Consider the following 13,665-nt stretch of genomic DNA (forward strand, 5'->3'; position numbering starts at 1 on the left):
AATTACATTAACGAACATTAACATCTTATTAAGCTCTCTTAGTCTATCTCCCAAATCATTATATAATCCTGAAAACAATAAATATATTAGGATATATGATAAAAAATTATCGGAAAAAGTTTTGGAAGAATAGTACTACCAAATCACAAAATTTTATTAAACTAAACGACATTGCACATGGTAATTTAATCAGAGTCGACATAGAAGCTTATCGAGAAAATGTTATAGTATATAGATGTATTAATTTAATTGCACAATCGGCGGGACATGTTCCGTGGAAAGTGCTTAAAAGTAAAACCGGAGAAGTAATATTTAGACTATCCGGTGCATTATTTACTAAAAAAACCGAATCCCAAAAAAGCCGGAGCGGATTTTGTTAGTGAGCTAATTGCAAGCAAATTATTATTCGGTAATAGTTATATTTTATCAGCTCTAGACTCGTACCCTAAAGAGATTTACTTACTACCGGCTCTTGTTACGGAACTGGTTATAGAACATAACAATTTAGTTGCTTATTTTGATTTGAAATTATTTGTCCGTTAATTCTTGCAGTACCGAAAATTAGCGGTATAGGTTCGCCGTAATTAGCTGTTACATATTTAAAACTTTCTTTGAAATTTTTAATATTGTCATATTCTATCAGTTCGTGATTTAGTTAATCGAAATACTCACCAAGCATTTTGCCGACAAATCTTCCCACGCTTGAAAATATGCCGCCGCCAAATGCATTTCCAACAGTACAGCCAAGTGCACTAAAAAAACTTCCAAACATATTTACCATATTATACTTTAATATGGATTGATATTAGCAGTATGATGTGATAACACTAATATATGTCATTCCTGCGAAAGCGGGAATCTAGGAAAACATATAAAAAAACAAGCTTTTATATGTTTATTTTGTCAAACATGTACCAATTATTAAGGTTATTTTTTCTGGATTCCCGCTTTCGTAGGAATGACATAGAAAATCACAGGGTGATATGCTGCCTTTAAAAAAATGGAAATCATAAATGTTTAAAAAATATATATTTATTCTAATATTATTTATTGCTTCTATAGCTCGTGCAGAAATTATAGAAGTGGATAGTTTAAATAAAATAAAACAAGATTTTAAAGAAAATTATAATAAAAATTATGTACCTCAGGATTTATTAGTAGTAACGGTTCTAGATGAATTTTTGTTTAAGTCTTTAGTGCCTATCGTTGCACAGCTTGATAAAGACATTTATCTTACTACACTAGCTCCTCTTTTACGTAATATTAATAAAAATTCAAAAACTATTTATATAAAGCAATTGATTTTAACTAATGATAGTTATAAGAAAGAATTACAAGAATCTGATTTTCCGAATTTTGTAAATGAAATGAGTAATAGTAAAATCCCCATAATAGCAGTAAATGATGGGTTTACCGGTAATTTTAATAATATTCCTAAATTTGAGATATGGTTTGCCGATTATTTAAAGAAAAATTTCGATATTGATTTTTCAAATAGTTTTCCAAACAATAATTATATTATTTTTAATAATTTAGACAGTTTTGCTAATACTTATCCGGTATTTTATAAGGGTATATTGACGAGTAATAATATATCGGAAGCGGAAATGATGCTCAATTTCCTTATTCAAATGAATTTTATACCGAAATGCTTTATAATGATTAGTAGTAGCATAGAATTGTTAAACTCAATGGAATTGCAACTTAATAGTTATAGTTCTAATATATTATTTATTGGTTATCATTATAATAATAAAAATACTCCGAAAAATAAAGATGTTGCATATTATACTAAAGTGATTAATGATTTAATATCTCAAATAAATAAGCTAAAAAGAAATAATCCACCTTTAAAGAATAATAATGCAAAAGGTAAAAATCCTTATGACACGAATAAATAAAGTTTTATTGAGTTTACTTTGCTTAGTTATTTCGTATGCGGGCTACGGTCAAATTATTCCTACTTACTCTGTAGATTCAGTAACAATGAAAAACTTATTACCGAAGATAGATGCAGATACGCTGGTACTTATAAATATAGATAATACTATCATAACACCGAAATCCAAATTATTTCGATATCAGGATAATTCTTATATAAATTTTACTAAATATTTATATAGTCTTGCAGCGGATAACGCATCAGTTAATAAAACTATTGCAAAATTGATAGTGCAGCGTCAGATGATGCTTGTTGAATCTAAATGGGTAGATTTAATTAATAAGATGAAACAGCAAGGTGCAACGGTTTTAGGTCTTCAGGAAATAACGGCCCCATGTAATTTAATTGAAAATTATGAAGGATGGTTATATACCTTACTTTACGGACTCAATATTAATTTTACTAATAAAGTTAATGATAAAGATGTATTTAGATTTAATCCAAGCGATGCTGAAGCCCCTATTTTTTATTTAGGTATAATATTTACCGGTAATATAAATAGAGTAAAAGCTCTTATAGAGTTCTTAAAAATTATACCGAAACAACCTAAAAAAATAGTAATTTTTGCAAATAATAAAAAAGATTTAGAAAATATGGACTCTTATTTAAGTATGGTTGATATAGGATATTATGGAATTGAATATTTGGGGTGGCAAATGTTACCGGGGTCACCTGATCATCAAATCGCTGAGTTGCAGCAATCTACGTTTTTAAATACCGGTCAGTGGTTAGAAGATGATACAGCTGCAAAGATGTTAAATAAATAATTATGAATGACAATTTAATTAATGCTTTAAAAGATTTAATTATTAATACCGGCAAGATTGCACTAGATATAAAAAAGGCAGGAATGTTGATTGATATTAAATCAGATGGGTCAGTAGTCACTAATGCCGATAAAGAAATTAGTAAAATAATTTATCAAACTCTACAAACCTTAACCTCTCAAATAGCTATAGTATGTGAAGAGCAGCCGCTACCTATATTCAGCAGTGATACTTTTTGGTTAATCGATCCTATTGATGGGACATGGAGCTATGTAAACGGTAAAAGTACATATACGGTCAATATAGGGCTTATTGAAAACGGTTTGCCAACCATCGGCTTGATATATCACCCTGAAACAGCAAAGCTATATTATACTGATGTAAACGGTCGGTTAAAAATCGAACAGAATTCTAAAGAAATATTTGTTAATCATGAACTGAAACATGAAGAGCTTAATGCGGTAATAGGTTTTTATAATTCAAATAAAGCTACTAAAGAATTTTTAAGTAAGTATTCATTCGGTCAAATAAATGCAATAGGCAGTTCAATGAAACTATGCTTAATTGCTGAAGGAGCAGCTGATATATATCCAAAATTCGGTCAAACTATGGAATGGGACATAGCGGCAGGTCATGCTTTAATTAAAGCCGGTGGTGGTAATATTTTAGATACGCATGGACAAGAAATTACTTACGGTAAAGAAAGTTTTGCTAATCCTAATTTTTTCGCCTGTAGTAAATATTGGTTGGAACGGGAGGCAAGGTTGCATAGATACTAGATCGTCATTGCAAGCAGCAGTAGGCTGCGTGGCAATCTCATGAAATAATCACAAACTCCTGAGATTGCTTTATCAAAACTTGCAGTTTTTCCTCGCAATGATGAAAAAACTGATCCACGCAGGCACTGCCAAACTCGCATCAAACCAACTTCTTTAACTCATAAATTAACTCAAGTGCTTCTTTAGGGGATAGTTTATCAGGATCGATAGTGCGGAATTTTTTATCTAATTTGCTGCTTATAGTAGTTTTATTAGGTTCAAGATAAAACAAACTCAAATTATTTGATTCCGTTGATAAAATATTTTTTCCTTTACCTGTAGAAGTTTTTTCAAATTTAAGCAGAATCTGCTCAGCTCTGTTTATAACACTCGCAGGAAGACCGGCAAGAGACGCAACATGAAGACCGTAGGACCTATCGGCAGCACCTGATATAATATTATGTAAAAATAGAATATCTTTACCTGACTCCTCAATAGCAATAGTATAATTTTGTAAAGCCGGCAGGAAATTACTCATAACGGTTAGCTCATGATAGTGCGTTGCAAATAAACAGCGACATTTCAGCTTATCATGAATATATTCAAGCACCGACCATGCTATAGATACCCCGTCATAAGTGGATGTGCCTCTACCTACCTCATCAAGTATGATTAGTGAGTTTTTTGTAGATTGAGCAAGAATTGCCGAGGTTTCAAGCATCTCTGCCATAAAGGTCGATTGTCCCTTAATTAAGTCATCGGCAGCACCTATTCGGCTAAATATTTTGTCGACTACCCCTATTTTAGCACTTTTTGCCGGCACAAACGAACCTATTTGAGCAATGATTGCAATAATGGCGTTTTGACGTAAAAAAGTACTTTTACCTGCCATATTAGGACCGGTAATTAACCAAATACGCTCAAGCTCTGATAAATGACAATCATTATATACAAAGCTTTTGCTTTCTCGCTGTAGTGCTTTCTCTACTACAGGATGCCGTCCTTTAACGATATCAAAGCTTAAATCATCGGTAAACTCAGGCTTAACATAATCATATTCATCAGCGATGTAAGCAAAATTACAAAATACGTCAAGCCCGCTTAAGGAGCTTGCAAGTATTCGTAAATAGGAAGCTTTTTCGATTACTTGGCTACAAATATCCGCATATAATTCTTTTTCTAAGCTTATTACTAAGGTTTTAGCATTGACTAACTCACTTTCAAGCTTTTGTAGTTCAGCAGTAGTGTAACGAACATGATTAACCGTTGTTTGACGGTGAATAAATTTGGGATCAAGGATTTTATTAACATTTTTAGCGGTGATATCGATAAAAAGCCCTATAACATTATTATGAGATATTTTTAAACTGTCTATTCCCGTTTCTTTGCGATATTGATCTTTTAGCTTTTCAATATATAATTTTCCGTTATTAATTAAATCATGTAATTGGGCTACTTTCGGATGATATTCATGTTTTATTATACCTCCGTCATTTAAATTATTCGGTGCATCTTCTCGTATTGTTTCGTCTATTAAATTATATAATTCTGCATCACCTGATAGAGGTTTAATAATTTTTTCGATAAAATCAGGTAAATTAAAACCGTAAGCGTCAAAGAATACTCCTTTAATAATCGTTGCCGTTTCTAAAGTATATTTAATGCTAAGTAAATCACGACCTGAACTTCTGTTCATCGTAATACGTGTTAAGCAGCGTTCTATATCACTGGTTTTTTTTAGAAGTTCTCTAATTTTTTTTACTATTTCTAAGTTGGAATAAAAGAACTCGGTAATATTTAAACGATGATTTATTTTAGCAATGTTGGTTAAAGGACTTGAAAGAAAATTATATAGTAAACGTCCACCTTGTTTAGTAACCGTATGATTAAGGGTGCTTAATAAACTTCCTTGCGAGCCGCCTTGTGAGTTTGTGACAATTTCAAGGTTGCGTCTAGTAGAGAAATCAATAGTCATATAGCTATGAAATTTGATAATTCTAGGGATTGGCAAATGAGGAATATTTTGTTTTTGCGTTAACGATAAATATTCTAAAACGCTACCTATGGCACAAATTTGACTACTAGATATCTCGCCGATTCCTTTAATATCTTTCATTTTATAAAAATCTAAAATGATTTTTTCGCATTTATTAATCGCAAAAAAACTATCAACTTGATAGGTAATACGCAAATTTAATTGTTTGAAAATACTATCCGCAAGATTAGAAGATCTCAGATTTTCGCTAAGCAGAATTTCACGAGGTTTTAAACGAGCCAGCTCATTAAGAATTTCCGTTTCCGGTACATTAACTACAACAATTTCGGAAGTAGAAAGATCAACATAACAAAGGCTAGCTGTTTCTTTATTTTTCGGTATTACGAGACTTGCTAAATAATTAGGTTCGGCTGAAGCAATTAAATTTTCTTCAATTATAGTTCCCGGAGTTATAATACGTGTAACATCCCTAGTAACGACCGCTTTATAACCGCCTCTATTCTTTGCTTCTTCAGGTGTTTCTAGTTGATCACAAATAGCAACCTTATAATTTGCTTCAATTAACTTAGTTAAATAATTCTCAAGGGCATGATAAGGTACCCCGCACATCGCAATTTCTTCTTCGCCGTTTTTGCCCCGCTTTGTTAAAGCAATGCCAAGTACATTGCTTGCTAGAATTGCATCTTCATAGAACATTTCATAAAAATCACCCATTCTAAATAGTAGTAAACAATCTAAATGAGCAAATTTAATGTCTAGATATTGCTGCATCATTTTCGTTGCAACATCGTAATTATATTTTTGTTTCAACTCTTGAAGATTCATATTAAGCAGCATAATTTATATTATAGTTTGGCTTTATTGTATGGATACCGAATCGTCATTGCGAGCGACTGCAAGGAGCGTAGTAATCTTATGAAATAGTACAAAATATGCCTGAGATTGCCACGTCGAGGCTTTGCCTCTCCTCGCAATGACGGATAATAACAATGTTTAACAGTTTATACAACTATTTTATCTTTGATAGGCGGGTGCTATGTCTGCCGCCTTCAAATTGGGTAGTTAAAAACTTATCTATAATATCACATACTATTTTTTGGTCTATGGTTTTTGCTCCGAGTATCAAGATATTAGCGTCATTATGAGCTTTAGCATTTTCGGCAGTTAATATATTGTTGCACAAAGCGGCTCTTATTTCCGAGCTACGATTCGCAGCTATAGACATACCAATCCCCGTATCACTAATTAAAATACCGATAGGTGCTGATTTTTCAATAATAATATCTACTACTTTCTTAGCATAATCAGGATAATCAACGGTTTGTGTATTATTTGTTCCGCAGTCATAAATCTTTAGAGATTTCTGCTCTAAATAATTGATAATTTCAGACTTAAGCTCATAACCTGAATGATCACTAGCTATGACAATATTATAAGTTTTCATAGTTAATTTTTTGATGGAAAATAATGATAAAAATTATATACTATGTAAGATTTGTTTTCTAATGTAAATAATAGTTTTGTTAAATATATGAAATATCCTGTTGTACTTAGTATCGTTATATGTTTTTGTTTAGTTGCTTGTGTTGATCAGCCACCGGCTCCAATTGAGTATAAAGTAGGAGATGTTACTGCAAATAATAATTCTACCGCACTAGATTACGATGAGGGTATGATAGTTCAAAGAACTATGGAAGACAATCCCGCGTCAGAAAAAGTTAGCGGTAGACTCGAAGAGCCAAAGGCAAAAATTATAGAAGATGATAATGATGATATTGAGATTCCTATGTCTCGGAATGAAGACGAAGATGAAGAATCGATAGAACAATTAAACTTTGTAAAACCGTTAAATGGGGTAATTATTACCGAGTTTAAAGCCGGTAAAAGTAAAGGGATAGATATTGTAGCTAAAGAATATAGTGAAGTTAAATCGATAGCTGCAGGAACGGTAATATATTCAGGTTATAATAAGCAATTCGGTAATTTAGTAATAGTTAAATTAGATAAAGACGATCTAGAAGTAGCATATGCGAGTTTAGATGATTTATTACTGAAAAAAGGTGATAAAATTGCTAGAAATAGTGTTATCGGACATGTAGAACATAAATTATATTTTGCTATGCGTAAAAATAAAATAGCAGTTGATCCTAATAAGTATATAGAATTTTAAATGGAAGATGTTATTACTCTTACCAAATATGGTGAACCTCAAAATGTTATAGTAAGAAGGAGTAGCAAAGCTAAAAATATAGCCATCCGCATTACGTCTAAAGGTGCAGAGCTTGTATTACCTCTTAAGGTAAAAGCCGAAAAAGGTCATAATTTTTTGTTAAGTCAAGAATATTGGGTTAGGCAAAAATTACGTCGTAATGTAACTGCGATACCAAAAGATGAAGATAAGATTTCTATTTTGGGTAAATCTTATGAAATAATACATATTGATTCGTCTAAAAATCAGATAAAATTAAATGATTCTACGTTAGAAGTGTATTGTTGTAGTCAGGTACTAAAAAAACTTAGTATAGAAGTATTCCTTAAAAAGAAATTATTAGCAGAAATAAAAATAATAGTAGAGAATATATCTAAAAAACATAATTTGACTTATTCCAATATTAGAATAATGGAAAATGTTAGCCGTTGGGGGAGTTGTTGTAGCAAAGGGAATCTTGTTTTTAATTGGCGGGTAGTTTTTGCCCCCTTTGAAGTACTGAAATATTTAGTAGCTCATGAAATGGCACATTTAAAAGAAATGAACCATAGTAAAAATTTTTGGGAGCTAGTTGAGGATATATATCCCGAATACCAACCGGCAAAATTATGGCTAAAAAGAAACGGTAAGAATTTATATAGTTATTTTCCATAACTTTATGTCATTGCCACGAAAGCGGGAATGACATAAAACGAGCAATGCAACAACGCAGTAATGTAAAGAAAAACATAAAGGATAAATAGAATGCATAACACCACAAAAAGAGTAACAGTTCCGGCACTTGAAGAAATCTTATATGAGCCTATAAAAGTGTTAGATTACGGCTTTATTAGAGTGATCGACTATATGGGGGATGATAGTGCTATAGTACAAGCAGCTCGTGTTTCTTACGGTAAGGGTACGAAGCAATTAAACCAAGATAAAGGGCTGATAAACTACTTGCTTCGTCATTATCATACCACTCCTTTTGAGATGTGTGATATCAAGTTCCATATTAAACTACCGATATTTATTGCAAGGCAATGGATTAGGCATAGAACAGCTAGCGTTAACGAATATTCGGCAAGGTATTCTATTTTAGGTAATGAATTTTATCTACCTGAACCGGCAAATATTGCTTCCCAATCTGCTGTAAATAAACAATGTAGGGAAGGGGATAGCTTACCGAAAGAAGTGGCTGAAAAGGTCCTTGCAATTTTAGAGGAAGATGCTAGACAGTGCTACGGGCATTATAAGGAACTGATGAATGCCGATGAAGAGGGTAATATTATAGATGAGAACGCCACAGGGATAGCAAGAGAGCTTGCTCGTATGAATTTAACTTTAAATTATTATACGGAATGGTATTGGAAGATTAATTTACATAATTTACTTCATTTTTTAAGATTGCGAGCCGACCCTCACGCTCAATATGAAATTAGAGTTTATGCTGAAAAGATGCTTGAGATAGTCAAAGCTTGGGTTCCTTTTGTTTACGAAGCGTTTGAAGAATATCGTTTGCAGGGAGCAAACATTTCACGTAAAGGTTTGGATGTAATTAAAAGAATGATAAACGGTGAAAAAGTTACCCATGGAACTAGTGATATGACTAAGAGAGAATGGGAAGAACTGATGAAGATTTTTGGGTAATATATGTCATTCCTGTGAAAGCAGGAATGACATACAACAACCATAACGGAATTTGATAAAAAGGAGTATTTTAAGTGAGAAATATTATATATTTTATATTATCACTATTATTTAGCGTTACCAGCTATGCACTTGAAACAATAAACATTGAGCATGGGCGGGCTGACCCAACACCTATAGCGGTCAATAAATTTGATGCCGATAATTCTGCCGCTGATGTATTAGGTCACGATATGGTTAAAGTGATCTCTAATGATTTAAAGCTTTCGGGGTTATTCCGTCCTATTTCTGCTGCCTCTTTTATAGAAGAGAAGACAGGAATAGAATATAAACCGCTTTTTGCTGCATGGCGTCAAATTAATGCTAGTCTTTTAGTAAACGGTGAAGTTAAAAAACTAGAAAGCGGTAAATTTAAAGTTAGCTTTATATTATGGGATACGTTGCTTGAAAAACAGCTCGCCGGTGAAATGCTTGAAGTACCGAAAAATCTATGGAGAAGAGCAGCACATAAAATTGCCGATAAAATTTATGAAAAAATTACCGGTGATGCCGGTTATTTTGACACTAAAATAGTGTATGTATCAGAAAGCAGCTCTTTACCGAAAATAAAAAGAATTGCTTTGATGGATTATGACGGGGCTAATAATAAATACCTTACCAATGGAAAGTCACTAGTCTTAACCCCAAGATTTGCTCGTTCGGCGGATAAGATTTTTTATGTTTCATATGCTACTAAAAGAAGAGTACTTGTTTATGAAAAAGATTTAAAAACAGGCAAAGAAAGTGTAGTAGGTGATTTTCCCGGTATATCTTTTGCTCCTAGATTCTCACCAGACGGTAGAAAAGCTGTAATGTCGATAGCTAAAAACGGCTCGACGCATATTTATGAAATCGACCTTGCTACTAAACGGCTTCATAAATTAACTGACGGATTCGGTATTAATACCTCTCCTAGCTATTCACCGGACGGTAAAAAAATTGTATATAATTCCGATAGAAACGGTGTGCCTCAATTATATATCATGAATTCAGACGGAAGTGACGTTCAGCGTATTAGTTTTGGCGGTGGTTCTTACGCAGCTCCTAGCTGGTCGCCTAGAGGAGACTATATAGCATTTACTAAGATTACTAAAGGAGACGGAGGAAAAACTTTTAATATCGGAATTATGAAAGCATGTCCTCAAGATGATGAGAATAGTGAAAAGATAATAACAAGCGGATATTTAGTTGAAAGTCCTTGTTGGTCGCCTAACGGACGAGTTATTATGTTTGCTAAAGGTTGGCCGTCGAGTGCTAAAGCTCCGGGAAAAAACAAAATTTTTGCAATTGATCTAACAGGTCATAATGAAAGAGAAATTATGACACCGGCAGATGCTTCTGATCCAGAATGGTCAGGTGTACTGAACTAATGTCATTCCTACGAAAGCATTGTTGGGTGGATCGTTTTTCCGTTGTCATACCGTGACTTAATCGCGGTATCCAGTAAAAATACTATTAGTTGTTTTTGGATCCTGTGGTCAAGCCACGGGATGACAGTCCAATAAGGCTTAAGCTGCTTCTCTACTATGGTTTAAAATAAACTTCTTTATTTTTTCAAAAGCCGTATTTTCTATTTGTCTAATACGTTCTTTAGAAATATTATACTCATTGCTTAGAATATCTAGAGTTTTAGGAGTATCCGTTAATTTACGCTCTGTTAAAATACGCAGTTCCCTGTCGTTTAAAATCTTCATAGCATTTGATAGTAACTGCCTTTTACTGGTAGAATTTTGCTTATTAATAGCCATAGTTTCAGGAGTAGGGCGTGTTTCCGGTAATAGTTCTATTAATTCTCCGGATTCTGCATCGTCACTATTTATAGAGTTATTTAACGATAAATCAGGTCCTGAAATTCTAGTATTCATTTCAGAAACTTCATTAACCGAAACGCCTAGCTCATCTGCTATTTGTACAAAATCATCGGTAGTAATAGTCCTTGAGTATAAATTAGTAATTTTATGCTTAACTTTATTAAGACTAAAAAATAATTTTTTTTGTGCGGCCGTTGTTCCCATCTTTACTAATGACCAAGATTTTAATATATATTCTTGTATGGCTGCTTTAATCCACCACATCGCATATGTTGATAGGCGAAAACCAAGTTCGGGATTGAATTTTTTTACTGCCTGCATTAAACCTATATTACCTTCTGAAACCAATTCGGTCATAGGAAGACCGTAAGTCCTATAGCCGCTTGCAATTTTTGCAACAAGTTTAAGATGGCTTGTTACTAATTTATGTGCAGCTTGTAAATCATTCCCTTCTAAATAGGATTTTGCTAATAACAATTCTTCTTCTTGCGTAAGTGAAGGAATTTTATTGATTTTCTGTAAGTAGCTATAAAATCCTGATTCGCTAGAAATTGCTAATGCATTAATATTATTAGTCATACTAACCTTAAAAACTATTTTTTTTATACTAACACATATATGATCTAAAATAAACTTTTTCTAGAGTATTTTTAAATAAAATCAAATAATGTCTAAAAAATCCAATAAAAATTTAGCTTTTTCCTTGCTGGGATTAATAATTAGTATGGTGTTACTCAGTTTTGCTTCCGTACCTATCTATAATTTATTTTGTAAAGTTACAGGATATGGCGGCACTACTGCAAAAGAAACGGTGAGTGTATATTCTAAGGTAAAAGGCACTAAACCTATAATTATCGAGTTTGATGCTAATGTTGATAAAGATTTACCTTGGCGGTTTATTCCAAGGCAGCAAAGAGTGCAAATTGTTCCGGGGCAGAATACTCTAGTGTTCTATGAAACGGAGAATCTAAGCGATAACGATATAATAGGTACTTCCGTATATAATGTTACTCCAAATAAAGCAGGAAAATATTTCGTAAAAATTCATTGTTTTTGTTTTGAAGAACAATTATTAAAAGCCGGCGAAAGAGTCTTAATGCCGGTTACATTTTATATAGATAAGGATTTTGAGCTTGATCCTGAAATGCAAGACATTAAAGTACTTACTTTATCTTATAGTTTTTTTAAAGTACGAGAGATGTCGTCATTGCGAGGAAATTACGTAAGTAATTGACGAAGCAATCTCAGGAGTTTGTTATTATTTCATGAGATTGCCACGCTCTCTACGTTCGCTCGTAATGACGGCTTTGGAATTATGCAACAACACCGGCTCATTGAATATACTCGATAACCCATTTACGAAGTCTAACAATCGTCGGAGTATTTATAAGAGAGGTAGCAGGTAAAACTTTGCCGTTAGTATTAAAATTAATTATAGGATCTATACCGTATATGCTATACCAAGGTTTTAACGGTGAGCTATTTGAATATTTACGGTGGAACCAAGATAAAGAAGGTGTTGTTTTTTCATATTCTATTACTTTAACCGATTGTGGATTTTTATGATATATAAGGCTCAGTACCGATTGATCGGAATGATGCCATTTATATTCATCGTAATTAGGATGGATATTATAATTTTTACCTGAAAGAATTCTAATATCTTCACAACTTTTTAGCCATTTTTCAATGAAAGAACGAGAAAGCTTGGTATTACGCACAATAATAACGGCACTCCAAATGTGATCGTCATTTCTGCATTCGTCTGTAAGGCAATCCATTAAAGCAAAAGTTTCGCCTTTAACAAAACTACCGTTTTTACGATTGCGATCATGTACCAGTAATATATCATTATCGCCTAAAAGATTTGTTAAATTACTGATATGCTTTTTAATAACAAATGCTGAATCTAAATATACTATAATAGCTCCTTTTGGTGCATTTTTCATTGTTTCAAGTATAATATAAGGCTTCCATAGCCATAACCCCGCTCCTGCAGGTTCATTAAAAATTTCTTGGTTTTTTTCTATAAACGCTTGATTTATGTGCTTTTTCTTATAGTTAAATATGAAGTCTATACCTTTATTAATTGCATAATGAGTGGTTGCATTTTGATTACGATAAACATACTCCAGACCGTCGGCATAAGAAACTAAATAAATTGGTTCTTTTATGGAATTCTGAATAGATAAATCTACTTTTTGTAACGATAAGTCATTAAGAAAACCTTGACGTGCATATTCTAAAATAATCAGTATGAAATAAATTAGAACTAATATAATAACTGTTTTGTATAATATTTTAAATAACATATAATTTTTGCATTATTTGAAGCATTTTGTCATTCCCAGGTGGATTAGTAAAGCGTCATTGCGAGGAAATACGAAGTATTGACGAAGCAATCTCAGGAGTTTGTTATTATTTCATGAGATTGCCACGCAGCCTAGGGCTAGGGCTGCTTGCAATGACGAAATCGATAATTATTAGACAACACCAATTATAGCATTTTAATAT

15 protein-coding genes are annotated in these 13,665 nt (G+C 32.7%); 10 read left to right on the top strand and 5 right to left on the bottom strand.

The genetic code is table 11. From position 1 onward, the window contains the following. The first annotated feature begins 95 nt into the window (after positions 1-95). Positions 96-380, top strand: a complete 285-nt coding sequence (locus RAF_RS02065) for a hypothetical protein (protein WP_012719553.1) — start codon at positions 96-98, stop codon at positions 378-380. Positions 381-655: 275 nt separating this feature from the next. Here RAF_RS02065 and RAF_RS02070 read toward each other — a convergent pair whose 3' ends face one another. Beyond that, positions 656-781 (bottom strand): hypothetical protein, encoded by a 126-nt coding sequence (locus tag RAF_RS02070; protein WP_012719554.1) that lies wholly within the window; start codon positions 779-781, stop codon positions 656-658. Positions 782-1,013: 232 nt separating this feature from the next. Between RAF_RS02070 and RAF_RS02075 the strand changes: the two genes are divergently transcribed. From RAF_RS02075 to RAF_RS02085, 3 genes are read left to right on the top strand one after another with little or no spacing between them, the layout of a single operon-like run. Then, entirely contained in the window at positions 1,014-1,901 is an 888-nt protein-coding gene (locus RAF_RS02075; protein WP_012719555.1) for a DUF2608 domain-containing protein, read from the top strand. Further along, a complete protein-coding gene (locus RAF_RS02080) occupies positions 1,864-2,709 on the top strand; it encodes a DUF2608 domain-containing protein (RefSeq protein WP_010977053.1) in 846 nt (281 codons plus the stop codon). The genes RAF_RS02075 and RAF_RS02080 overlap by 38 nt, the downstream gene beginning before the upstream one ends. A 2-nt stretch (positions 2,710-2,711) precedes the next feature. Further along, positions 2,712-3,488, top strand: coding sequence for a 3'(2'),5'-bisphosphate nucleotidase CysQ (locus tag RAF_RS02085; protein ID WP_012719556.1), 777 nt, complete (start codon positions 2,712-2,714; stop codon positions 3,486-3,488). 139 nt (positions 3,489-3,627) lie between these two features. Here RAF_RS02085 and mutS read toward each other — a convergent pair whose 3' ends face one another. Both mutS and rpiB read right to left on the bottom strand, forming a co-directional pair. Next, entirely contained in the window at positions 3,628-6,288 is a 2,661-nt protein-coding gene (mutS, locus tag RAF_RS02090) for a DNA mismatch repair protein MutS (RefSeq protein WP_041472006.1), read from the bottom strand. 184 nt (positions 6,289-6,472) lie between these two features. Continuing rightward, entirely contained in the window at positions 6,473-6,907 is a 435-nt protein-coding gene (rpiB, locus tag RAF_RS02095; protein ID WP_012719558.1) for a ribose 5-phosphate isomerase B, read from the bottom strand. 51 nt (positions 6,908-6,958) lie between these two features. Between rpiB and RAF_RS02100 the strand changes: the two genes are divergently transcribed. The 4 genes from RAF_RS02100 to tolB all read left to right on the top strand — a co-directional run bounded on the left by RAF_RS02100 (position 6,959) and on the right by tolB (position 10,710). After that, the gene (locus tag RAF_RS02100) at positions 6,959-7,633 is read left to right on the top strand and encodes a murein hydrolase activator EnvC family protein (RefSeq protein ID WP_012719559.1); all 675 of its coding nucleotides are present in this window, start codon (positions 6,959-6,961) and stop codon (positions 7,631-7,633) included. Then, the gene (locus RAF_RS02105; protein ID WP_012719560.1) at positions 7,634-8,326 is read left to right on the top strand and encodes a M48 family metallopeptidase; all 693 of its coding nucleotides are present in this window, start codon (positions 7,634-7,636) and stop codon (positions 8,324-8,326) included. A 90-nt stretch (positions 8,327-8,416) separates the two neighbouring features. Beyond that, on the top strand, positions 8,417-9,301 hold the full coding sequence (gene thyX / locus RAF_RS02110) for an FAD-dependent thymidylate synthase (protein ID WP_012719561.1): 885 nt from the start codon (positions 8,417-8,419) through the stop codon (positions 9,299-9,301). A 74-nt stretch (positions 9,302-9,375) separates the two neighbouring features. Then, positions 9,376-10,710, top strand: coding sequence for a Tol-Pal system beta propeller repeat protein TolB (gene tolB / locus RAF_RS02115; RefSeq protein ID WP_012719562.1), 1,335 nt, complete (start codon positions 9,376-9,378; stop codon positions 10,708-10,710). 138 nt (positions 10,711-10,848) lie between these two features. Here tolB and rpoH read toward each other — a convergent pair whose 3' ends face one another. Beyond that, positions 10,849-11,730, bottom strand: a complete 882-nt coding sequence (gene rpoH / locus RAF_RS02120; RefSeq protein ID WP_012719563.1) for an RNA polymerase sigma factor RpoH — start codon at positions 11,728-11,730, stop codon at positions 10,849-10,851. A gap of 88 nt (positions 11,731-11,818) precedes the next feature. On the opposite strand from rpoH, the gene RAF_RS02125 reads away from it, so the two are divergent. Further along, the gene (locus tag RAF_RS02125; RefSeq protein ID WP_004996151.1) at positions 11,819-12,385 is read left to right on the top strand and encodes a cytochrome c oxidase assembly protein; all 567 of its coding nucleotides are present in this window, start codon (positions 11,819-11,821) and stop codon (positions 12,383-12,385) included. A gap of 97 nt (positions 12,386-12,482) precedes the next feature. On the opposite strand, the gene RAF_RS02130 is transcribed toward RAF_RS02125, so the two are convergent. After that, on the bottom strand, positions 12,483-13,463 hold the full coding sequence (locus RAF_RS02130; RefSeq protein ID WP_004996150.1) for a hypothetical protein: 981 nt from the start codon (positions 13,461-13,463) through the stop codon (positions 12,483-12,485). 26 nt (positions 13,464-13,489) lie between these two features. On the opposite strand from RAF_RS02130, the gene RAF_RS09255 reads away from it, so the two are divergent. Beyond that, positions 13,490-13,654, top strand: coding sequence for a hypothetical protein (locus RAF_RS09255; protein WP_200858180.1), 165 nt, complete (start codon positions 13,490-13,492; stop codon positions 13,652-13,654). Positions 13,655-13,665: the final 11 nt, after the last annotated feature.

Source organism: Rickettsia africae ESF-5 (genome assembly GCF_000023005.1).
Taxonomy (GTDB): domain Bacteria; phylum Pseudomonadota; class Alphaproteobacteria; order Rickettsiales; family Rickettsiaceae; genus Rickettsia; species Rickettsia rickettsii.